Source organism: Frankia sp. RB5 (assembly GCF_059816245.1).
This window is the reverse complement of record NZ_JCBATA010000002.1, coordinates 92,751-115,014: the sequence shown is the minus strand read 5'-3', so window position 1 is coordinate 115,014 and position 22,264 is coordinate 92,751. Positions and strand designations below refer to the sequence as shown.

Annotated in this window: 18 protein-coding genes and 1 tRNA gene; 12 read left to right on the top strand and 7 right to left on the bottom strand. The window is 72.4% G+C overall.

From position 1 onward, the window contains the following. Nucleotides 1-71: 71 nt before the first annotated feature. The 11 genes from AC6EXY_RS01535 to AC6EXY_RS01485 all read left to right on the top strand — a co-directional run bounded on the left by AC6EXY_RS01535 (nt 72) and on the right by AC6EXY_RS01485 (nt 11,222). Nucleotides 72-1,283, top strand: a complete 1,212-nt coding sequence (locus tag AC6EXY_RS01535; protein ID WP_499816936.1) for a CaiB/BaiF CoA transferase family protein — start codon at nt 72-74, stop codon at nt 1,281-1,283. A 2-nt stretch (nt 1,284-1,285) separates the two neighbouring features. Continuing rightward, the gene (locus AC6EXY_RS01530; RefSeq protein ID WP_101829749.1) at nt 1,286-2,035 is read left to right on the top strand and encodes an SDR family NAD(P)-dependent oxidoreductase; all 750 of its coding nucleotides are present in this window, start codon (nt 1,286-1,288) and stop codon (nt 2,033-2,035) included. 32 nt (nt 2,036-2,067) lie between these two features. Then, nucleotides 2,068-2,889: a UGSC family (seleno)protein gene (locus tag AC6EXY_RS01525; protein ID WP_207770105.1), complete on the top strand. Its 822-nt coding sequence runs from the start codon at nt 2,068-2,070 to the stop codon at nt 2,887-2,889. Continuing rightward, the gene (locus tag AC6EXY_RS01520; RefSeq protein WP_499816937.1) at nt 2,886-3,950 is read left to right on the top strand and encodes a hypothetical protein; all 1,065 of its coding nucleotides are present in this window, start codon (nt 2,886-2,888) and stop codon (nt 3,948-3,950) included. The genes AC6EXY_RS01525 and AC6EXY_RS01520 overlap by 4 nt, the downstream gene beginning before the upstream one ends. A gap of 163 nt (nt 3,951-4,113) precedes the next feature. Beyond that, a complete protein-coding gene (locus AC6EXY_RS01515; protein ID WP_165818187.1) occupies nt 4,114-4,797 on the top strand; it encodes a GntR family transcriptional regulator in 684 nt (227 codons plus the stop codon). Nucleotides 4,798-5,395: 598 nt separating this feature from the next. Beyond that, complete coding sequence (locus tag AC6EXY_RS01510) at nt 5,396-5,929, top strand: peptidase inhibitor family I36 protein (protein WP_101829751.1); 534 nt, start codon at nt 5,396-5,398, stop codon at nt 5,927-5,929. A gap of 173 nt (nt 5,930-6,102) precedes the next feature. After that, the gene (locus tag AC6EXY_RS01505; RefSeq protein WP_101829752.1) at nt 6,103-7,062 is read left to right on the top strand and encodes a hypothetical protein; all 960 of its coding nucleotides are present in this window, start codon (nt 6,103-6,105) and stop codon (nt 7,060-7,062) included. Nucleotides 7,063-7,503: 441 nt separating this feature from the next. Then, nucleotides 7,504-8,046, top strand: coding sequence for a peptidase inhibitor family I36 protein (locus tag AC6EXY_RS01500; protein ID WP_101829753.1), 543 nt, complete (start codon nt 7,504-7,506; stop codon nt 8,044-8,046). Between the two features lie 290 nt (nt 8,047-8,336). Further along, nucleotides 8,337-9,272 carry a hypothetical protein gene (locus tag AC6EXY_RS01495; protein WP_133150537.1) on the top strand — a complete coding sequence of 312 codons (936 nt, stop codon included), beginning with the start codon at nt 8,337-8,339 and terminating at the stop codon, nt 9,270-9,272. Nucleotides 9,273-9,424: 152 nt separating this feature from the next. Beyond that, entirely contained in the window at nt 9,425-10,624 is a 1,200-nt protein-coding gene (locus tag AC6EXY_RS01490) for a S8 family peptidase (RefSeq protein ID WP_101829755.1), read from the top strand. Between the two features lie 100 nt (nt 10,625-10,724). Continuing rightward, nucleotides 10,725-11,222, top strand: a complete 498-nt coding sequence (locus tag AC6EXY_RS01485) for a peptidase inhibitor family I36 protein (RefSeq protein ID WP_101829756.1) — start codon at nt 10,725-10,727, stop codon at nt 11,220-11,222. Between the two features lie 145 nt (nt 11,223-11,367). On the opposite strand, the gene AC6EXY_RS01480 is transcribed toward AC6EXY_RS01485, so the two are convergent. The 5 genes from AC6EXY_RS01480 to nadD form a co-directional block, all read right to left on the bottom strand. Then, nucleotides 11,368-13,461 carry a TerD family protein gene (locus tag AC6EXY_RS01480; RefSeq protein WP_165818188.1) on the bottom strand — a complete coding sequence of 698 codons (2,094 nt, stop codon included), beginning with the start codon at nt 13,459-13,461 and terminating at the stop codon, nt 11,368-11,370. Between the two features lie 333 nt (nt 13,462-13,794). Beyond that, nucleotides 13,795-13,868, bottom strand: a tRNA-Ala gene (locus AC6EXY_RS01475). An 85-nt stretch (nt 13,869-13,953) separates the two neighbouring features. Beyond that, a complete protein-coding gene (locus tag AC6EXY_RS01470; protein ID WP_101829758.1) occupies nt 13,954-14,661 on the bottom strand; it encodes a histidine phosphatase family protein in 708 nt (235 codons plus the stop codon). Then, nucleotides 14,658-15,092, bottom strand: coding sequence for a ribosome silencing factor (gene rsfS / locus AC6EXY_RS01465; RefSeq protein WP_101829764.1), 435 nt, complete (start codon nt 15,090-15,092; stop codon nt 14,658-14,660). The genes AC6EXY_RS01470 and rsfS overlap by 4 nt, the downstream gene beginning before the upstream one ends. 210 nt (nt 15,093-15,302) lie before the next feature. Further along, nucleotides 15,303-15,890, bottom strand: coding sequence for a nicotinate-nucleotide adenylyltransferase (gene nadD / locus AC6EXY_RS01460; RefSeq protein WP_207770106.1), 588 nt, complete (start codon nt 15,888-15,890; stop codon nt 15,303-15,305). Between the two features lie 215 nt (nt 15,891-16,105). Here nadD and pgm point away from each other — a divergent pair, with 215 nt between their 5' ends. Continuing rightward, nucleotides 16,106-17,767, top strand: a complete 1,662-nt coding sequence (gene pgm / locus AC6EXY_RS01455) for a phosphoglucomutase (alpha-D-glucose-1,6-bisphosphate-dependent) (RefSeq protein ID WP_101829760.1) — start codon at nt 16,106-16,108, stop codon at nt 17,765-17,767. Between the two features lie 12 nt (nt 17,768-17,779). On the opposite strand, the gene AC6EXY_RS01450 is transcribed toward pgm, so the two are convergent. Continuing rightward, complete coding sequence (locus tag AC6EXY_RS01450; protein ID WP_499816938.1) at nt 17,780-18,646, bottom strand: SWIM zinc finger family protein; 867 nt, start codon at nt 18,644-18,646, stop codon at nt 17,780-17,782. Next, on the bottom strand, nt 18,646-22,257 hold the full coding sequence (locus AC6EXY_RS01445; protein WP_499842278.1) for a DEAD/DEAH box helicase: 3,612 nt from the start codon (nt 22,255-22,257) through the stop codon (nt 18,646-18,648). Before AC6EXY_RS01445 ends, AC6EXY_RS01450 begins: the two co-directional genes overlap by 1 nt. Between the last annotated feature and the right edge of the window lie 7 nt (nt 22,258-22,264).

The following is a 22,264-nucleotide window of genomic DNA, read 5'->3' as shown; positions in this document are numbered from 1 at the left end:
GCAATGCGTTCCAACGTGGGACGCCGTTACCTCCCGGGCCTGAAGGCCGGGGTATCCACGGCGAGATCCCGATGAGAATCCAGGACGGCGTCCCGGCGCGGCCGGCGGCCTCCGACCCACCGCTGCGGGGCCTACGGGTCCTGGACACGGCGACCCTCTACGCCGGCCCGTTCATCTCGACGCTGCTCGCCGACCACGGCGCCGACGTCATCAAGGTCGAACCGCCGGGCGGCGACCCGTACCGGGCCCGGGCGATGTGGCCGATCCTGGCCCGCGACAAGCGGTCGATCACGCTGAACCTGCGCTCCGAGGAGGGTTGCGAGCTGCTGCGCCAGCTCGCGCGGCACGTCGACGTGCTGGTCGTGAACATGCTGCCGGGCCAGCTGGAGCGCCGCGGCCTGACCTGGGAGCGGCTGTCCGCGATCAACCCGGACCTGGTGCTGGTGTGCGTGACCAGCTTCGGTCTGGACGGTCCGAACGCCGAGCTGCCGGGCTCGGGCACCCTCGGCGAGGCCTTCGCGGGCCTGACCCATCTCACCGGCGACCCGGCCGACCGGCCGATGCTCGCGTCGGTGCCGCTCGGCGACGCCGTCACCGGCATGGTCGGCGCCTTCGGGGTGCTCGCGGCCTGCCTGTCCCGGGCGAACGGCGGGCCCGGCCGGGTCGTCGACGTCAACCCGGTCGACGCGCTGCTGCACGTCGCCGCGCCGGCGCTGGCCGAGTGGACGCCGGGCGAGCCGGCTCCGGGCCGCCTGGCCGGGCGCCTCGCCGGCTCCCCGGTGCGCAACACCTACCGCTGCAAGGACGGCACCTGGGTGGCTATCAGCTGCAGCACGTCCCGTCATCTCACCGAGCTGCTCGACCTCGTCGGCTACCGCGACGACGAGGAGGAGGACGTGATCGGCGACGCCGACGGTGGCGCGATCGACCGGGCGGTCGCGGCCTGGGCGGCGCGGTCCGTCCGCGCCGAGATCCTCGCGGTGATGAACGCCCGTCGGCTGCCGGTGGTCCCGGTCCACGACGCGGCGAGCCTGTCTGACGACCCGCACGCGCAGGCCCGGCGGGCCGTGCGCACGGTCGACAGCCAGGACGTCGGGCCGCGTCTCGTCCCCGCCCCCGCCCCCCGTTTCGGTCCGCGGGCGGCCGCGGCCGACGGGTCGGCGGTGCCCGACGCGCCACGGCGCTGCCCGGACATGGGTGAACACACCGCCGAGGTCCTCGGCGGCCTGCTCGGTCTCGACGACGAGCGCCTCGCCGGGCTGCGGCGCGAAGGAGTGATCTGAGCATGTCCGATCCCACGACGCTGGTGTGGATCAGCGGCGCCACCGAGGGGCTCGGTCTGGGCCTGGCCACCACCTGCCCGCACCCGAACGCCCGCATCATCAACCTCTCCCGCCGCCAGCACCCGGACCTGGAGTCGGTGCGGCTGGACCTGACCGACCCGGCGACCTGGCCGGGAGTGATCGAGCACTTCCGCACGGAGCTCGCCGCCTTCCGCGGCGAGCGGGCGATCTTCATCCAGAACGCCTACTGGCCGGGCCAGCCCGGGTTCATCGGGGAGCTCGACCCCGAGTACGTGCGGGCCGACGCCATCGGCAACGGGACGGCGCCGCTGGTGCTCGCCGACGCGTTCATCCGGGCCGTGCGACCGGACTACGAATCCGGGCTGGTGCTGATGTCGTCGGCGGCGGCGCGGGTGCCGTTCGAGGGCCGGGCGGTCTACGCCGCGGCCAAGGCGGGCATCGAGCAGTTCGTCCGGGTGGTGCACCGGGAGCGGCGCCACCGCGGCCGCGGGCCCTGGGTCGTCGCCGTGCGCCCGGGTTTCGTCGACACGCCGTCGCTGCGCGCCCAGGCCGAGGCCGACCCGGACAGCTACCCGGTGGCCACGTCGATGCGCGCCGGCGTCGCCTCGGGCGAGGCCGACCAGCCCGACGACGCGGCCCGGCGGATCTGGGCCGCCCTGCCCCCCGCCCCCGACCAGACGCTGCTGCTGTTCGGCGAGGTGCCGAAGGGAAGCCGTGCGCAGACCTCCTGACCCCACCCGCACCGCACAGGAAGGCATCGCGGATGACCACCACCGCGCCACCGGACATCAACCAGGCCATTGAGCACCTGCGTGACCTCGTCCGCGGGGACGGGGCGGACCTACGCCTCATCGACGTCAACGACCAGGCCCACACCATCGAACTGGCGCTCGACATCACCGACGTCGAGTGCGCCGAGTGCCTGCTGCCGCCGAACCGGCTGCGCGAGGTCCTCACCGCGAGCCTCGCGCAGCGCGGCCTCACCTCCCACCGGGTGGTGCTGCGCGATCCCCGCAGCACCGCCACCACCGAGTCCGCCGCGCCGGCCCGGATCACCGTGCTCGACCCGACCGCCGCCGTCGACGCGGGCGATGGCGATCCCGGACCCGACGCCGGCCCGCTGGCCGGGCGCACGATCGCCATCCGCATCGACGTCCTGTGGCAGTCATGGGACTGGGTGGTCGACGAGTGGACCCGGCTGCTCGGCGAGGGCGGCGCGACCGCGCGGGCCTGGCGGCGCGCCCAGGGCCTGTCCGGCGCCGAGGGCGCCGCGGCGGACGACGCCTACGACCGGCTGCTCGCCGAGGCGGACGTCGCCATCGTCGGCCTCGGCAACTGCGGTTCGTGCACGTCATGGACGATCCGCGACGCCGTCCGCCCGGCGCGGCGCGGCCTGCCGACCGTCGGCGTGGTCACCGCCCAGTTCACGGCGCTGGGCACCATGCTCGCGACCCAGTACGGCCGGCCCGGCCTGCGCCTGCTCACCCTGCCCTTCCCGCTGCAGACCCGGCCGGAGGACGAGGTGCGCCAGATCGCCCGCGACGCCTTCCCGGCGCTGCTGGAGACCCTCGGAGCCACCCTGTGAGCACGGCGAGCGCCGTCCTGTCGAGCGTCCGCCACGACGTCGCCGGTGATCCCGGCGACTTCCAGGAGTTCGCGACCATCGCGGGCTGGGGCGACGGGCTGCCGCTCGTCCCGCCGACCGAACAGCGGGTCGCCCGCTTCCTCGACCTCGCCGGTGCCGACCCGGCTGAGGTGGTGGCCGCGTCGCTGCCGCCGTCCGGGGCGTCGTGCACGATGGAGAAGCTGGCCGTCAACGCGGTGATGGCGGGCGCGAGCGCCGAGTCGCTGCCGCTGCTCGCCGCGGCGCTGCGGGCGATGGCCGCGGACGACTTCGAGCTGCACGGCCTCAACGCGACCACCGGTTCGGTCGTCCCGCTGATGCTGGTCAACGGGCCGATCCGGCGCCGCCTCGACCTGCCCTGCGAGACCGGCTGCCTCGGTGGCGTGGCAGGGCCGGCGCCGGCGATCGGGCGGGCGCTGCGGCTGGTGATGCGCAACGTCGCCGGGCAGCGGATCGGCGTCACGTCGCAGAGCACGTTCGGCCAGCCGGGCCGGGTGGCAGGCATCGTGTTCGGCGAGTGGGAGGAACGCTCGCCGTGGGTGCCGCTGGCGCAGCGGCGCGGCGTGCCCGGCGACGCGGTCACCGTCTACGCCGCGATGGGCACGATGAACGTCTGCGACACGCTCGGGCAGACCGGCGCGGACCTGCTGTCGATCATCGGCCGGTCGATGGCGGTGCCGGGCGCGAACGGCTACCTGACCAGCTCGGCCTACTCCGAGGTGCTGGTGCTGATCAATCCGGTGTGGGCGGAGGTGATCGCCCGGGAGGTGCCGGACATCGAGGAGGTCCAGCGCCGGCTGTGGCAGCTCGCGAGCCTGCCGCTGACCGACTGGCCGGAGTCGTACCACGCGCCGATCGCCGACCTCGGCCGGGTCCGCGACGGCCGGGTGCACCTGGTGCAGGACCCGTCCCAGGTGCTCGTCGCCGTCGCCGGCGGCCTCGGCTCGCTGCACGCGACCGTGATCCACAGCTGGGGTGCGACCCTGACCACCACCCGACCGGTCGAGCCGATCCGGCGCTGAACCGCCACGGCGCCCGTCAGGCCGCCGCCGCGCCCAGGGCGTGCCGGCGGCTGGCGGTCGTCGCGACGGACGAACGGCCGCACGTAGCCTGGTGGGATCACCGAGACGCCAGCGATGCCGGGCCGACCCGGGCCGGCGGATCCAGGACGTAATGACGGACATCGTGACAACTTCGCTCACCCCGATCCAGGGGCACGAACTGCTGGCGAAACGGGTCGAGCACCAGCTGCGCGAGGCCATCCTCGCCGGCGAGCTGCCGCCCGGTTCCCACCTGAGCGTCCCCGAGCTCGCCCGCCGCCTTGGCGTGAGCCGCACGCCGGTGCGCGACGCCGTGTACGCGCTCGAACGCGCCGGCCTCGCCGAGATCCGCGCACGTCACGGCGCGGTCGTGTTCGGCGGCAGCCACGACGACCTGCGCCACCTCTTCGAGCTGCGGGAGGCGTTGGATGGCATGGCCGCGCGCCTCGGCGCCGCCCGGATGACGCCGCCCGAGCGCGATGCCCTGCGCGAGGTGCTGGACCAGCACACCGAGGCCATCCGCCACGCGGATCCGGACCTCCACGTCGCCTTCGACGCCGAGTTCCACCGCCTGATCCGCGACGGCGCCCGCAATCCGCGCCTCGCCGACGACCTGGCCCGGCTGCAGGACCAGATCGTGCTGGTCATGCGCGCGGTCTCGCTCGCGCCCGGCGCCATGGGCCACGGGGTCCTACACGACCACGCGGCCGTTCTCGCCGCCATCACCCGGGCGGAGCCCGAGACCGCCGAGCGGGCCATGCGCGCCCACATCCGCGCCGTCCTGCGGTTCGTCGAGGACGCCTCCTTCGAGGCCGAGATCACCGGCTGACCGCCGCCCCACCCGAGCGTCCCGGACCGCGGGCCTCTCGGGCGCGTTCCCGCGCCCGGCGGCCGAGGTGTCGGCTACTTGTCACGGCCCGAGCGGGGCCTTCCGCGGCCGTGCCGGCAGGCGGACAGCGAACCGCCCGCCGCCCGTCCCGCCCGTTCGTCCCGGGCCGGATTTCCACCTGCACCAGAACGAGAAAAGCTCTCCTGCCCGTCGCGCGGGCTGACGGAACGGATGCCGCGGGCACGGACATAGCAGCGGATCCGGGCGAGTATCCAGCTACTGCCATGTTCCGCCATCAACGCGGTGCGACACGCTTCACCACCGCTCCTGGACGCCGCGAGCTCCGGGGAATTACTTTCTTCTCGTACCCAGGAAGAACTGCCGGGCGACGACATCGGCCGAGCGCGACCCGAATGCAGGAACGCCTGGTGTGCAGGGCGCCGGATACCGGCGCCAGCCGGCCACCATGAAGCGCGTTCACGGCACAGCTCACGGGACCAGAACACTTCGATGAAAAAGCCTGGACAGGTGGCCGGAAAAGCACAGCGCCGCCCGCGGGCGGCGTCCATCAATCCTACCTCTAGTTCAAGGAGTGACCATGAACAGGAAGGTACTGCGCCGCGGCCTCGCCGTCGCCGCCAGCGGCATGGCCCTGGCGGGCATCGTAGCCGCCGGCCAACCCGCAGGCGCCGCCACCGCCAAGGACGGCCCGGCGCCCACCCACGCCACCAGCCTGCCCGACCCCGCTCCGTCCTTGGGGACGCGCAGCACCACGGCCTCCACGCCGTCGGCGCGCAACGCCGGGGGCGTCGGCGTCCGGCACCTCGACGGCGCCTGCAACGTCGGCGACCTCTGCCTGTGGTGGGGCTACAACTACTACGGCAGCCACGCCGACTTCTACTGGGCTGACAACAACCTCAACAACGACTACTTCAACAGCCCCGGCGGCGGCCAGGGACAGCGGGTCGGCAACAACGCCCGGTCGTACGCGAACTACGACCACTACCTGACCGCCCGGGCCTTCACCAACACGAACTACACCGGCGCCTCGGTCAACCTCTACCCGTGGACCGGCAACAACTTCCCGGGCGGATTCGCCGACAACGTCGAGTCCTTCTACTGGACCTTCTGACCTGACGTAGAACGACGCCTGACCGGTTCCGCGGCGAACAGGTCGGCACGCGGCCCGGTCCCCTCCGAAACCGGCGGGGACCGGGCCGCGGCGCCGGGAGTCCGACCCGCGCCCGTCGACGCCCACATTTCCCGGCCGTCGCGCGCCGACCGCCCGGATGAAGAGGAGCCCCGATGCCCCACCCCTCCGGTGGCGGTGAGCACCCCGTCCTCCGCGGGAGGACCGGACTCGCCCGATCCCGCCGCATGACCTGGCGGGTGACCCGGCGGGCGCTGGCCGCCGCGCTGAGCCTCCCCTGCGTCCTCGTGGCCGGCTGCGGCAGCCAACCGAGCCGCCCAGCGGCCGCGACGCCCCCGAGCCCGGCCGCGGTCGTCGACGCCTCCCGGCTCCGGCTTCCCCTGGACAGGTACCTCCTGAGCCCGGACCAGTCGGAGCTCGTGGCCCGGGCACACCGGACGGTGCTGGCCGAGTGCATGCACCGCTTCGGGGTGGCCGGACCACCGCGGCCGCCCAGGCCCGACGGCCCGCGTACGTGGGAGGAGCGCCGGTACGGCATCACCGACCTCGACCTGGCGTCCCGCACCGGCTACCGGACCTCCACTCGCCCCCCTGCCCCCGTGACCAGGCCTTCCGGGCTCGACGACCCGCAGACGCTGGCCGTGCTCACCGGGCGGGGCGACCGCGTCATCGGCGGTCGGCCCGTCCCGCCCGGCGGCTGCGCCGGTGAGACGCGGCGACGGCTGACGGCCGGTGCGCCGACGAGCGTGGAGGAGACGGACCTGCCCCAGTGGCTCGGACGGGATACCTATCTGACGTCCAGACGCGACCGCCGGGTCCAGGCGGCGCAGCGCGCCTGGTCCACCTGCATGCGCGAGCACGGCTACCACTACGCCACCGCGCTGGACGCCCCGGCCGACCCGCGCTTCAAGGGCCTGCCGGTGTCGGCCCTCGAGATCACCACCGCGCGGACCGACATCGCCTGCAAGCGGCGGACCGATCTGGTCGGGGTCTGGTTCGCCGTCGAGGCGGACCTGCAGCGCGCGAGCATCGCCACCCACCGGGACGCGCTGGAGCGGATCCGGCTGACCAACGAGGCCCAACTACGGGCCGCCGACGGCCTTCATCTCGACTGATGCCTCCCGCCGACCGCCCACTCATTCCGCCCATGCCACGGAATCCCGGCATGGCGCGCATAACCCGCTCGCGCCGGCAAAAGGCCGCAGGCCCCCTCCTTTCACCGGTCGCGACCACCACGGCCTACCGCGACGTTTCGCCATCATTGCGGTTCGACACGCTTCATCGCGCGCTCCTGGACTTCACCGGCCCCGCGACATATTTTCGTCGCGCACCCAGAACCACCTGCCGGGCAGCGAAATTCGGCCGAGCGCGATCCGAACAGGAAAACAGGTGCACCAGCCACCGGAGAAAACGTTCGCGGCGCGGCTCACGGGACTGATGAGACACGAATCGACGACATGCCAGAACGGGTGGCCGGGCCAGCACGACGCCGTCGCGGCAGCGCCGCCGCGCGGGCGGAATGCTCTCATTCACTGATAACTCACAGGAGCGTGCACATGAACAGGACTGTACTGCGCCGTGGCTCCGCCGTTGCCTTCGGCGGTCTGGCGTTGGCCGCCGGCATCGTGGTCGCCGGCCAGCCGGCCAGCGCCGCCTCCGACGGCGGGTCGGCCACCTCGGGCGGCTCGACCGCGCCCGGCGGCGTGTCGGTCCCGGGCGCGGCCAGCGCCGCCTCCACGGCGGACACCCGCGACGGCGGCGGCGTCAGCACCAAGCACCTCGACGGCGCCTGCAACCTGTACAGCAACGGCGACGGCGACCTCTGTCTGTGGTGGACCCAGAACTTCACCGGCAGCCGCGCCGACTTCTTCTTCGCCGACAACAACCTCAATGACAACACCTTCCTCACCGCCGGTGGCGGTCAGGGCCAGCGTGTCGGCAACAACGCGGAGTCGGTCTGGAACTACGACCGGCACCTGACCGCCCAGGTCTGGACCGGCGTCAACTACACCGGCACCGCGGGCACCGTCGGCCCGAACAGCGGCGGCAACTTCACGCCGACCTTCCGCAACAACGTCGAGTCCTTCAAGTGGGTCTGATCTGACTCGATCAGTGGTTGACGGACCGGTGGCTCCTTCCGCCGGTACCCGGACGCTCTGAGACCGGTCCCCGCCCCAGCGGCGGGGACCGGTTCCACCGATCGGCGCCGCGCCCCGCACTCCCGGCACGGGACACCTCGCTCACCCGTTCAAGAACGGCATCCACAGGATTCGGGCGGGTGTGGCCCGGAGGAATCATGAACATTCGCGCCCCGCGCGCCGGGGCGGTTCCGCGCAGGGCGATCCGGTTACGACCGCGCGCCGCGCAGTCGGTACGGAAAGGCAATGCGATGCTCCACCGGATGGGCGACGGGATATCTCCCGTCCCCCGCGGACGTGCTGGTCTCCCCCTAGCCCACCGGCTGACGCGATGGACGCTGGCGGCAGCCCTGGCCCTCCCGGCTGCCCTCACCGCCGGATGTGGCGGTGGGCCGGCCGCACCGGCGGGAGCACGTCCGACCGCGGTCGTCGACGCCTCCCGGCTGCGGCTTCCGCTGGACCGATATCTGCTGAGCCCGGATGAGTCGGCCCTGGTGGCCCGGGGATACCGGGTGCTTCTCGCCGAGTGCATGGACCGGTTCGGGCTCTCCGGGCCGCCGGAACCACCGCGGTCGGAGGGGCCGCACACCTGGGGGGAGCGCCGGTACGGCATCACCGACCTGGCCCTCGCGGCGCAGGCCGGCTACCGGGTGTCCACCCACCCGCCCGTCCCGGTCGCGAGGCCGTCGGCCAACGACGATCCCCGCACCCTGACCGCGCTGACCGGGCGGGGAGCGCCCACGGTCAACGGCCGCCCCGTCCCGCCAGGCGGCTGCTCGGACGAGACGGACCGGCGGCTGCGCGCCGACGCGCCGACCGGCGCCGACGAGTACCTCGCCCAGCGACTCGACCAGGACAGCTACTTCCGCTCCGAGCGGGATCCGCGGGTCCAGAAGGCCGCCCAGGCCTGGTCGGCCTGCATGCGCGGGCACGGCCTGCGCTATCCCACCCCCCTGTCCGCGCCCGCCGACCCTCGGTTCAGGAACTGGCCGGTGTCGCGCCTGGAGATCACCACGGCCACGACGGACATCGCCTGCAAACGGCAGACCAACCTGGTGGGCATCTGGTCCGGCGTCGAAGCGGACCTGCAGCGCGCCGGCATCGCCGCCCACCGGGACGCGCTGGAGAAGGTCCGGCTGACCAACGAGGCCCAGCTGCGCGTCGTCAGCGATCTCCACCTGCGCTGAGGCGTCCGGCCTGGCGCCCCCATCTGTTTCACCCCAACCATCCATGCCCCGCTACCGCCTCGCCGGGGACGCCATCCGGGCGCCGGGCCGCATCCGCACGCTGCGGTCCGATCTACCGGGCTGCCCACGGCCAGGCAGAAAGTGATCACTCCATGAGTCGACGACTGTCACTGCGCACCGCCGCCTGCGGGTTGCTGGCCGGTGTCGCCCTGACCCAACTGGCCCTGACCGGCACCGCGCACGCGGCCACTCCGGACGTGACCGGCCGCTACATCGTCGTGCTGAAGTCGGTGGCGCCGGCGAGCGGCTCCTCGGCGGCCGTGACCCGCGCCCGCACCCGGGGCGTCCAGGTCACCCGCGAGTTCCGCCGTTCCCTCAACGGATACGCGGCGCAGCTCGACGCCAGCCAGCTGGCGGCGACGCGGGCCGACCCCGACGTCGACTTCGTCGAGCCCGACGCGGTCGTGCATGTGACCGACGACGAGGTGTCCGCGGAACGCGCCGTCACGCAGCGCCCGGCCGACTGGGGCCTGGACCGCGTCGACCAGCGCCGCCGCCCCCTGAACAACACCTACACCTACGCGTCGACCGGGAACAACGTCACCGCCTACGTGATCGACACCGGCATCCGCACCTCGCACCAGGACTTCGGCGGGCGGGCCAGGGGCGGCTTCTCGGTGATCGACGACGGCCACGGCACCGATGACTGCGACGGCCACGGCACGCACGTCGCCGGCATCGTCGGCGGCTCGACGTACGGCGTCGCCAAGTCGGCCCGCCTGGTCGGCGTGCGCGTCCTCGACTGCGACGGCTTCGGCACCATCAGCGGCGTCATCTCCGGCATCGACTGGGTGACCGCCGACCATGCCGGCCCCGCCGTGGTCAACATGAGCCTGGGTGCGAACGCCTCCCGGGCCCTGGACCAGGCCGTGCGCCAGTCGATCAACTCCGGGCTGACCTACTCCGTGGCCGCCGGCAACAGCAACGGCAACGCCTGCAACGAGTCGCCCAGCCGGGTGCCCGGCGCCATCACCGTCGGCGCGACGACCTCCACCGACAGCCGGGACACGAACTACTCGAACTTCGGCCGCTGCGTGGACCTGTTCGCGCCCGGCACCGACATCACCTCGGACTGGAACTCGTCCGACAGCGCGACCAACACGATCAGCGGCACCTCGATGGCGACGCCGTTCGTCACCGGCGTCGCCGCCCTCTACCTCCAGCGCCACCGGAACGCCGGCCCGACCAATGTCCGCAATGCCATCGTCGACGCCGCCACCCCCGGCACCCTGACCGACATCGGCGCCGGCTCCCCCAACGCCCTCCTCTACTCCCGCGCCGCCGGTTTCTGACCCGCCCAGGCAGGGGCTCGCGGGCCCGTGGGGAATTCCTCACGGGCCCGCATGGCATTCCCCACAGAACCGTCATGAAGGAAGGGAAAACCTGAGAACGATGACGCTACGCCGCGGCCTCGCCGTCGCCGTCAGCGGCGCCGCCCTGGTCACCCTGATGGCCTCCGCCCAACCGGCGGACGCCGCCCAAAGCCCGAGTTCGGCACCCCTGCAGAACGCGAGCGCTCCACGCCCCGCACCGGTCCCCGGCACCGCTTCAACCACCGGCAACTCCGGTAGCCGTAGCGGCGGTGGCGTCGGCACCCGTCATCTCGACGGCGTCTGCAACCAGTACAGCAACGGCGACGGCGACCTCTGCGTGTGGTCGGGAGCGAACTTCACCGGCACTGTCAAAGACTTCTTCTACGGGACCTGCGGACTCGTGTCGCCCCCGCCCATCGGCAACGTGGGATCGATCTGGAACTACGACCGACACCTGTCCGCCAGGCTCTTCACCGCCCCGAACTACATCGGCAGCACCGCAATCATCCGCCCCAACACCGGCGGAAACCTAGCACCACCGTTCCGCGACAACATCAGCTGCTTCGACTGGATCTGACAACCACCGACCCCCAGCCCGACCCAACCGCCGCGACTCCCCCGTCGCGGCGGCCACCACCCCGACCGCCCACCACCGGATTCAACTCAAAAACCCCTGAACCCCCAGTGCATGGCGTTCCAGAATCGGGCATCACCCAGCCGTGTCACCCGTTCCCGGTTGCCGTCCCAGTGACCTTGGCTGCATCGTCGCTGCCGCTCGATCCGTCCGCGGACTCACGCCACTCACGCAGGTTCTGCACGACCTCCTCGTAGCACTTCTCCAGAGCGTCTACGACAGATGTGACGAACGTACCTTTTCCGGCACCGCGCTTCGTCCCAAGTGGCGCACTGAGCGAAACCCGAAAAGCCCGGAGTTCGTTCTCTGAACCCGAAACAAGCACGTCCGGCTTCTGTCGCACCAAGGCAAGCAACTCGGCGCGGACGGCCTCCCTGGAGCCCTGTTCGAAGGTCTCGATCCGCAGGTTTCCGTTCGCGTCCCCCAGCTGCCGGGCGAGCCACCTGACACGGGTGAGCGGCCGCCCTTGGCGCGGCGCATCGAAAGTCACCGAGCAGGCGACCCGGCCAGCCCGCAGATCTGTGATGATCGACACCGGACCAACCGCGCCTGGCACACGCAACGTCGCGGAGAGAGTGCCGGTGCGGCAAAGCTCCTCGGCCAGTGCCTGGCGCCGCTGCGCGGCGTCCACACGACGGTTGAGCTGTGGCAGAACCTCCAGCCCGAGCAGACCGCCAAGGTGTAGGCACAGGTAGTGAGCAAGCTGGTCGAATCGCTCGGCGACTGGGAAAAGGCCCCGGTCCGTCGGGCGCAGCGTTCCCAAGGCGACGCTGTCCCGCACCTGCACCCAGTGCGGGCCCATGTCGTCAAACCGTTCGGCGCCTGACCGTGGATGGGCCAGGTACCTCAGGAACTCGGTGAGAAGATACTCCTGAGTCCCGTCGGCCACTGCGCTGTTCTCGATGAGCATCTGACAGCGGAAACGAATCTCGGCCCAGGAGAGGTGCCCGACGGACACCTTCTTCGTCTTTCGCCCATCGACGGAGACCGGATGGCGCTCGTCGGCCGCCGTGATCAGATTCGAGATCGTGATGACCGCGTCGAACCGCTGCTCTCGCGCGATGTCCAGGTATGCCTCGACCTGCTCTGCCCGGAGTTCCCCGGCACCAGTCTTGACCTCAACCAGCGCGGTCCACACGCGTTGGCCGCGCGTAACCCGGATGAGGCCATCAGGTCGGTAGGGCTCATCACCCAGACTGAACGGTACCTCGATGAACGTCTCGATCTGACCCGCGGGTGCGCCGAATCGAGTAGTGATCGTCCGACCGAACTCTCGCACCGACCCCAGCACGGCCAGCAACGCGGACGTCGCTCGTCGTTCCTGCTCGCCGGCGCCGCCGATACCAGCAACGGGGAACAACCGTGCCGGCTGCCACGACTCGGTAACATCACCCAGTTCTACCCGGCGCACCTTGGACGCCGACAACCGCTTGGCGGATCGGCGTTTCCGGGTGGTGACCGTCTGGGCTCGCCTCTCCTTGCCCCTCGTCTGAGCGGGCCTCGCCGTTCTCTGCTGCGCTGGTCCCAGCGAAGCGGCAGCGGCGACGGTCACATCCTCGGTAGCCTCGTCGACAACGGATACCAGTGCTTCAACGGCGCTCTCCGGCTCGCTTCCGCCATCTTCCGGGTCGACCTCGACACCGTAGTCCGTGACGAGGGCTGAGAGGCCCATCGCATATCCCTGACCAATGGCACGGAACTTCCACTGCCCGATTCGGCGGTACACCTCACCGAGAACAAACGCCGTCTCGATTGACGCGTCCGTCACGTCGAAGCGGAGGAGCTCCGTTGCGTCGGACCCTCGCAGAAGCCGGACCCTCAGATACTCCAGGCAGCCGAAGCCGAGTCCGTCACCACCGTCCAGACTTGCAGCGAGAATTATCCGATCAACACTGTCAGGGACATCGTCCATATCGATTTCGACCACGTCCGTGAAGGTCGTGACGCGATCCTCGACGCTGGATGTCTTGCCCCGCAGACGAACTGCGCCACCAGCCCCGGCCGGCTGGTTGTAGAACACGAGGTCGTCGTTGGACCGGACCTTCCCATCGTCCCCCAGCAGGAGCACACTCACATCCGCATCAAGCGGATGATCTTTCTCGGTGGCCCACTCGAGAATGACCGACACAGAACCCAGCTCGTCAGCCAGAGCACTGAGGGTGACGTTTCCCCCCTTGCGCATGGCCGCAACAGTCGCAGCGCACATGGCAAGGACCATATCGTTAGCACTCACCACAAAGAGCCCAACGTCACATATCCGAAAAGTCCCTAGCCGACGTCAACCAAGCAACATATTCGGAACAACATAACAACAAAGGCGGCCCTGACGCACGCCAAGATCGCCATAACTAGAAACAGGGTCCACCCACCCACCGACCCGAAACAACAAAAAAGACCTGAACCCAAAACCAGTCCAGGTCATCGTGGGGGGTTTCGGGGGGGCTCGGCCCCCCCGGCCAGCATTACGCTACGAAAAAACCCAAGCAATACCTGGGTATAGAAACCCAGAGTAGCGTGGAGCTGAGGGGATTCGAACCCCTGACCCTCACACTGCCAGTGTGATGCGCTACCAGACTGCGCCACAGCCCCAACTGCTCGTACTGTTCTTTTATATCAGATCCGTGTGGACTCCGATGTGGTGCCCTCCTGGACCCGAACCTCGGTGCCCGGTGGGCTACTTCGGCAAGTGTACAGGTTCCGTGTCGGACTCCGTCGGGGCCCCCTGACTGGGCAGGAGCGCCTGGGACAGGCCCGATCCGGCTCTGCCGACCTTACCAGTCAGCAGCGGAGCCGCGTTGTGCTCGGTGAGCCGGAAGCCGCCCTCGGCGAGGCGCAGCAGCGACCACCGGCAGTTGGCGAGCGGGCCGAAGTGCCACCACAGCTGGGGGGGCATGCCGAGCACGCGGCCGATGAGCGCCCGGGCGGTGCCGCCGTGCAGCACGAACACGATGAGCGGGTCCGGGGTGGAGGCCGCCGACGCCTGCTCGGCACGGACCTCGTCGAAGAGCTCGCCGGCGCGCCGGGCGACGTCACGGTACGTCTCGCCGCCGCCGCGGGGAATGTCCTCACCGGTGCGCCAGGCGCGATCCTCCTCGGGGTACCGGGCGGCGGCCTCGGCGCCGGTGAGGCCGGACCAGCGGCCCAGGTCGACCTCCCGCAGCCGCGCGTCGGCCCGGAACGGCAGGCCGAGGCCGGCGGCGGTGTCGCGACAGCGCTGCAGGTCGGAGGAGACGACCACGTCGGGGTTCATGGCGCGGATGAGCGGGGCGACCGCGGCGACCTGGGCCCGGCCCGTGTCGTCGAGCGGCGGATCGGCGTGCCCCTGGAAACGCCCGATGTCGTTCCAGGTGGTCCGCCCGTGCCGCCAGAGCAGCAGCCTCACTGGGAGGTCGCCGGGCCGCCGCGACCGGCCTCACCGGCGGGCGAACCGGCGGAGGCGGCCCCGACACCGACCGCCGCGTCCGTGAACGGGATGACCGGGCAGTCCTTCCACAGCCGCTCCAGGGCGTAGAAGCCGCGCTCCTCGTCCCGCTGGACATGGACGACGACGTCGACGAAGTCGAGCAGCACCCAGCGGCCCTCCCGCTCGCCCTCCCGGCGCACGGGCTTGGCGCCGAGCTGGCGCAGCTTCTCCTCGATCTCGTCGACGATGCCCTTCACCTGCCGCTCGTTTCCCGCGGAGGCGAGTACGAAGCAGTCGGTGATGGCCAGCCGCTCACTCACGTCGAGGACGAGCAGGTCATGGCCGAGCTTGTCGGCGGCGGCCTGCGCGGCGGCGAGGGCGAGTTCGACGGCTCGGGGGGAAGCGGTCACGCTCGGGGTCTCCAGGGTGGTGACGTCCGCGCGACGGCCAGGCCTGGCCGTCCCGCGCGCCGCCCGGGGTTCCGGGTGGCTGGGTCCAGCGTGACACATCCGCGCCCGGACAGGGCACCCATCAGGTCGGCGATGCCCCGAAAAGCGGTTCATCGCCGCACCTCGCCGCCGCCGGGCCGGGCGTCGAGCCGACCCGCGGGCCCGGCCCGATCAGGCCCGCGGGTCGCGCTCCGACGCGTGGTAGAGGCCTCGCTTGGCGATGTAGCGCACGACGCCGTCCGGGGTGAGGTACCAGATCGGCGCGCCGCGCCGGACCCGCTCGCGGATGTCCGAGGACGAGATCGCCAGCGCGGGTACCTCCAGCAGGCTTACCGTGCCGGGCGGGAGGGCGCCGTCGAGGCTGAGGTGGTAGCCGGGCCGGCTGACGCCGACGAAGTGAGCGAGCGCGAACAGCTCCTGGTGGTCCCGCCAGGTGAAGATCTGCGCGAGGGCGTCCGCGCCGGTGATGAAGAACAGCTCGTCGTCCGGCCGCTCGTCCCGCAGGGTGCGCAGCGTCTCGATCGTGTAGGAGGCGCCCGCCCGGTCGATCTCGAGGCGGCTGACGGTGAACTGCGGGTTCTCCGCGGTGGCGAGGAAGGTCATCAGGTAGCGGTCCTCGGTGGCGGAGACGACCCGGTGGGTCTTCTGCCAGGGCTGCCCGCTCGGCACGAACACGACCCTGTCCAGGTCGAACAGGGAGGCGACCTCGCTCGCGGCGACGAGATGCCCGTTGTGGACGGGGTCGAAGGTCCCGCCCATCACGCCGAGTCGCACGGACGGACCCTAACCCCGTTCGACCTGCACACGCCCGCCACGCCCCGGCGGACGGGAGATGTCCCACAAAGCAACCCACCGGACAGGCCCTGTGGACGGCCCCCACGCCTGTGGACGGCCGGACCCCCCGCAGCGCGATCCGGCTAGGCTGACGGCAAGGCCGCCGGCCAGCCCCGTCCCACCGCGAGGAGGCGCCGCCCATGCCGACCAGTCCGCGCGCGGGTAAGCCCGCCGCACCCGAGGACCTCATCGACGTCGACGCGCTGCTCGCCGCCTACCACGACATCCATCCGGATCCCGCCGATCCGGCGCAACGGGTGGCGTTCGGGACATCGGGCCACCGGGGTTCGGCGCTGCGCGGCTCGTTCAACGCCGACCACATCCTCGCGACCACCCAGGCGATCTGCGACTACCGGGCGTCCGCCAGGGTCGACGGCCCGCTGTTCATCGGGGTCGACACGCACGCGCTGTCGGCGCCGGCGCTCGCCAGTGCGCTGGAGGTGCTCGTCGCCAACGGCGTCGCCGTGCGCATCGCCCCGGACGGCGAGGCCACGCCCACGCCGGTGATCTCGCACGCGATCCTCGCGCACAACCGCGAGCGCGCCGGGTCCGCCGCGGGCGGGGGGCGCGGCCTCGCGGACGGCATCGTCGTCACTCCCTCGCACAACCCGCCGGCCGACGGTGGCTTCAAGTACAACCCGACCCACGGCGGCCCGGCCGACACCGCCGTCACGAAGGTCATCCAGGACCGGGCCAACGCGCTGCTGACGGCCGGGCTCACCGGCGTCGTCCGGGTCCCCCACGAGCGGGCCCGCGCCGCCGCCACCGTGCACGACTTCCTCGGCGCCTACGTCGACGACCTGGCCGACGTGATCGACCTGGACGCGATCCGCGGCGCCGGGGTGCGCATCGGCGTCGATCCGCTCGGCGGCGCGAGCCTGGTGTACTGGCAGGCCCTCGCCGAGCGGTACAAGCTCGACCTGGACGTCGTGAACACCACCGTCGACCCGACCTTCGGCTTCATGACGACCGACTGGGACGGGAAGATCCGGATGGACCCGTCGTCCCCCTACGCGATGGCCTCCCTGCTGCGCCTGGCCGGCTCGTTCGACGTCGCGCTCGCCAACGACGCCGACGCCGACCGGCACGGCGTGGTCACCCCGGGCGCGGGGCTGCTGAACCCGAACCACTTCCTGTCCGCGGCGATCGAGTACCTGTTCGGCCACCGGGCCGCCTGGCCCGCCGGGACGGCGATCGGCAAGACGCTGGTCAGCTCCAGCATGATCGACCGGGTCGGCGCGGGCCTCGGGCGCGGCGTCGTCGAGGTGCCGGTGGGCTTCAAGTGGTTCGTCGAGGGGCTCGCCGACGGCACGCTCGGATTCGGCGGTGAGGAGAGCGCCGGCGCGTCGTTCCTGCGCCGCGGCGGCGGGGTGTGGACGACGGACAAGGACGGCCTCATCGCCTGCCTGCTCGCCGCGGAGATGACGGCGGTCACCGGCCGTGATCCCGCCACGCTCTACCAGGAGCTGACCGAGCGGCACGGCGCGCCGGCCTATCGCCGCGTCGACGCGCCGGCCACCCCCGCGCAGAAGAAGGTGCTGGCCGCGCTGACCCCGGCGAGCCTCGGCGCGACCGCGCTGGCCGGCTCCCCGGTGACCGCGGCCCTGTCGCACGCGCCCGGCAACGGCGCCGCGATCGGCGGGGTGAAGGTCGTCACCGACGACGCCTGGTTCGCCGCCCGCCCGTCGGGAACCGAGGACGTCTACAAGATCTACGCGGAGAGTTTCCGCGGCCCCGGCCATCTGGACGAGGTCATCGCCGAAGCCCAGACGATCGTCGACGCCGCCCTCGTCGGCGCCTGACCGCGCCCTCCCTCACGAAGCGGTCGGCGGCGGGTCCGTCGCCGCGTTCCGCGCGACGCGGGTGAACGCGGCGTACGCCGGTCGCAGCACGTCCCGCAGGTCCGCCGACCCGTCGACGACCAGCGGCCCGCACTGGTCGAGCAGCCCGTCGGGGGGGTCGGCGGGCACGCGGCCGGAGCCGGCGTCACCGACGGACTCCGCGTCAGCGCCGGATCCGCCGTCGCCGGAGGACCCGAGGTCGTCGACAGGTCGCAGGATGCCGCCGGTCCAGAAGACGCCGGGGTCCGGGGCGGCGGTCGACGATCCGTCGGCCTCGGTCGCGGCCTCGCCGGGCTGGGTGTCGGGGACAGGAGCGGGGATGCCGCGGTGGGTACGCAGGCCGTCGAGGAGGACGTCGCGTTCCCGGCCGCGCAGCGCGAGGACCTCGAACGGATCGCGGTCGAGATGCTCGGCGAGGGCGTGGCAGGCGGCCGCGAGATGAGCGCACGGTCGCTGCCAGTCGGGGCAGGAGCAGTCCATCGCGAGGTCGTCCGCGCCGGTCGGCAGAGGGGACAGGCCGAGCGCGGTGAAGACCCGGTCGATGTCCGCCGGCACCGTCCCAGCCAACAGCGACGCGGCGTAGCCGGCCCGTGCGGCCAGCGCCCGCTCCAGGCGCGCCCACTGCCCGCCGGAGAACGTCCCGAACGCCAGCCTCGCCTTGTGCACCTCGTCCTCGCCGTCACGCACCAGGGCGACGACCAGGTTCCCCGACCGGCGCACGCTGATCACCGCGCCGGCCCGCACCAGCCGGCGGCCGCCACGCACCGCGCCGGTCATCCCCAGCTCCTCGATCAGCGCCAGGAAGCGCCGGGACCAGTCGGAATGCCCGGAGGCCGCCATCACCCCGCACCGCCCTCGGCCAGGCCGCGCACGGCCGCCCCGGGCTCAGCCGCCCCGCCGTCGATCACCTCGGCGGACGCGGACAGCGTGCACAGGTCCCGCAGCTGGCTCGTCGACAGGCCGGCCAGCCACGACTCCCCGCCCACGATCATGCTGCGGGCCAGCGCCGTCTTGTCGGCGAGCATCCGGTCGATCCGCTCCTCCAGGGTGCCCATGCACACCAACGTCCGGACCTGCACGCCGCGGCGCTGGCCGATCCGATGGGCCCGGTCCGTGGCCTGCGCCTGCGCCGCCGGGTTCCACCAGCGGTCCAGGTGGATCACGTGGTTGGCGGCGGTGAGGGTCAGCCCGGTCCCGCCGGCCTTGAGGGACAGCAGGAAGATCCCCGGGCCGTGCCCGCGCTGGAACCGTTCGACCATCGCGTCGCGGCGGGCCCGCGGCACCCCGCCATGCAGGAACGGCACGTCAACGCCGAACCGCTCCGCGAGGTAGGGGGCAAGCATCGCGCCATAACGGGCGTACTGGGTGAAGCAGAGCGCCCGCTCACCGTCGGCCGTGATCCGTTCCAGCAGTTCCTCCAGCCGGGCCAGCTTGCCCGAGCGCCCGGCCAGCGGGGAGCCGTCGTCCAGCAGGTGCGCCGGATGGTTGCAGACCTGCTTGAGCCGGGTCATCGCGGCGAGGATGGCGCCCTTGCGCCGGGCCGGGGAGGTGTCGGCGAGCCGTTCGAGCATGTCGTCGACCACCGCCCGGTACAACGACGCCTGCTCGGCGGTCAGCACGCACAGATCACGGAACTCCATCTTCTCCGGCAGGTCCGCGAGCACCGCCGGGTCGCTCTTGATCCGGCGCAGCAGGACGGGCCGGAGGCGGCGGCGCAGCCGGGCGGCGGCCTGCGCGTCGTCGTAGCGCTCGATCGGCACGGCGTAGCGGGCCCGGAACCGCGACGCGCCGCCGAGCAGGCCCGGGTTGAGGACGTGCATGATCGACCAGAGGTCGGCCAGCCGGTTCTCCACCGGGGTGCCGGTGAGCGCGACGCGATGGCGGGCGGGCAGCTGGCGCACGGCCCCGGCCAGCTGGATGCCGCTGTTCTTGATCTGCTGTGCCTCGTCGAGCACGATCCGGTCCCAGCTCAGCGAGGCGAGCGCCGCCGCGTCCCGGCGCACCACCGAATAGGTGGTGATGACGAGGTCGTGGCGGGCGGCGACAGCGACGAAGGCGCCCCCGACCGCCCGATCGGCCGCGTGGTGGACGTGGATCCGCAGGCCGGGCGCGGCGCGGGCGGCCTCCCGCTCCCAGTGGCCGACGACCGATGTGGGGCACACGACCAGCGTCGGCGCCCGTGGGCCCGCCTCCCGGGCGAACAGCTCCAGGGCCAGCACCTGCACCGTCTTGCCGAGACCCATGTCGTCGGCGAGCAGCGCGCCGACGCTCACCCGGTCCAGGAACGCGAGCCAGGCGAGCCCGCGGCGCTGGTAGGGCCGCAGCTCGACCGCCAGCCCCGCCGGCGGGTCGACGAACTCCACCTGGTCGTCCTGCGCTCCCCCAGCAGTGCCTATGCCGCCCGCGCCGGCCGCTGCGCCGCCCGGCCCCGCGAGTAGACCGCCGAGCCAGCCGTCCGCGCTGACCTCGATGTCCAGATCGGCGAGGGCGTCCGGATCGACGAGGCCGGCCCGCACACGATCCGGCGGCGGCCCGATGCCCGCGTCTGGGCGCAGGTCCGGGTCCGCCAGCCGCCCCACCCCAGCAGGTCCCGCCGGCTCAGGGTCGGCAGCGGGCAACAGGCCGGCGTGGCCGAGGACGTCGCGGGCTGTCATCCGCGCGCCGGCCTGCTCCCGTAGCCGCGCCAGACCGGCGGCCAGCAGGTCGGGGTCGACATGAGTCCAACGGCCCCGGACCCGGACCAGCGGCATCTTGGCGGCGGCGAGTTCGGCGAGCTCCGCCTGGCTGAGCCGTTCACCGCCCAGCGAGACGCTCCAACGGAAGTCCACCAGCTGGTCGAGGCTCATCGCCGCGTCGCGGACGCTCGGGACGACCGGCTGGGCGCAGCGCACGCCCAGCCCCAGCGACACCCGGGCGCGCCGGCGCCACCATGACGGCACCAGCACGGCGAGTCCGGCCCGTTCCAGGCCGTCGGCCGCGCGCAGGAAGGCGTACGCCTCGTTCACGTCCAGAATCAGTCCGGTCGGGCGGGTCTCGAGCAGCGCGCGGCGCACCAGCGGCCAGACGGACGCGGCCCGGCCGAGCCCGGCGAGCAGCGTGTCCTGGGGATGATCCGCCCACACCGCGAGCCGGTCGGCCCGCCCATCCCAGACGCGGTCCGCCCCGACCAGCAGACTCCGGTCGACGAGCGGCTGCAGCAGGAACTCCACCCGCCACTGTGCCGCGGGGTCCGCGGCGTCGGCGGGCTCGTGCAACCGCAGGCAGACCCGCGCCGTCGACGCCCGCAGCACCCCACCGCGCCAGCCCTCGACCCGCGCGGCGAGCTCCCGCACCGCCTGCCCCGGCCCGGTGACGACCGCCCTGGACACCTCCTCCACACCGGCACCGAGCATCTCTCCCGTACCGACACCGGCCGCTTCCCCGGCTCCGGCGCCACGGCCCTCGCCAGCCGAAGCGGACGCCGCCGGCCATGGGCCGAGCGCGGCCACCCAACGGGTGACGAGCGCACCAGACCTCGGCTCCGGGACGAGGTGATGGCCCGCCGCCGCGAGCCGACGGCGGACGACGGCGTCGACCAGGTCATCCAGCGCCCGTCGCAGGACATCGCCCCGCGCGGTGGCCTCGCCGCAAGCCGATGCCGACGCGGTGGCGCCGCCCCAGCCCGACGTCCGATCGGCACGCGCCATCCGACCGGCACGCGCCATCGGATGGGCGCGCGACGCCGAACGCGCGGGCAGCGGCGCATGGGCACGCACCACCGGGGGCATCGCGTCGCGCAGGGCGTCGAAACGTGCCGCGTCCGCGCCGGTCAGCACCGGCGCCCATGCGGCGCGGACGGTCCCCTCTCCCGTGCGTGCCGTCGGCAGGACGCGTCCGCGGTCCACCAGATCGACCGCGAGGTCGCGGATCAGCAGCAGGAACCGGAACGACGCCGCCGGCACCCAGCCGGAGGCTCCCGCGGCGGCCGACCGCTCCAGATCCGCGAGCGGCCGGTCGACGAGGTGCGGATCAGCGAGATCCAGCGTGATCACACTGACCCGCCAGCGCCGCTGCGACGGGCGTCCTGCCAGCGCCGTGCCCTGGTCAGGCCCCTGGTCAGGCATGGTGTCGGCGACATCGACATCGATGTCAGCACCGGCATCGGCGGGCGAGACCGCAGGAATCGCCGACAGCGGTGGGCCACCGGCGTCGGTGTCGGCGGGCAGGCTCGCGAGGGTCGGTGACCGAAGCGGGCCGGCGGCGTCGCTGGGAAGCAGCACCGGCGCCTGGCTGACGGGATACACGTCCCCGCCAAGCGCCGCGCGCACGGCCCGCCGCAGGTCCACCGCCCGTGCGGCAAAGGGATGCCGCCCAGCCGCTATCAAGCCGGTCTGGTCCGAGGGCCAGCGCGATGCGTCCTCAGCCCACACCACCGGGCCGTGCGGCCCAAGCAGCCCGTGAAGCACCAGCACCCGCGCC